This window comes from Paraburkholderia sp. SIMBA_053 (genome assembly GCF_046534895.1).
Taxonomy (GTDB): Bacteria; Pseudomonadota; Gammaproteobacteria; order Burkholderiales; family Burkholderiaceae; genus Paraburkholderia; species Paraburkholderia caledonica.
Genome location: NZ_JAWRXU010001416.1, coordinates 1 through 246, shown reverse-complemented (window position 1 = coordinate 246; position 246 = coordinate 1). Strand labels below are relative to the sequence as shown.

Annotated in this window: 1 protein-coding gene; it reads left to right on the top strand. The window is 59.8% G+C overall.

Annotated features, from left to right (window positions below):
• Positions 1 to 66 precede the first annotated feature (66 nt).
• Positions 67 to 246, top strand: a 180-nt coding sequence (locus SB753_RS40270; RefSeq protein ID WP_410805574.1) for a response regulator, incomplete at its 3' end; no start/stop codon positions are given.

Here is a 246-nt window from a genome sequence, read left to right as displayed (position 1 = left end):
ACGCATTGCGTTCGCCGCTGGGAGGACTGTGGATCGCGGTCCGGTTCGCTACGTTAGAAACCAAAGATGACTGACTCTTCACTTGCCCGTTCGCCTGCTTCCGTGCTGATCGTCGAAGACGAGCCGAAGCTGTCGGCACTGCTCACCGACTATCTGCGCGCAGAGAACTTCCACACCCAGGTGATCGAAGATGGCCGCGAGGTGATCGCCTCGGTACGTGCGCATCCGCCTTCGCTGATTCTGCTC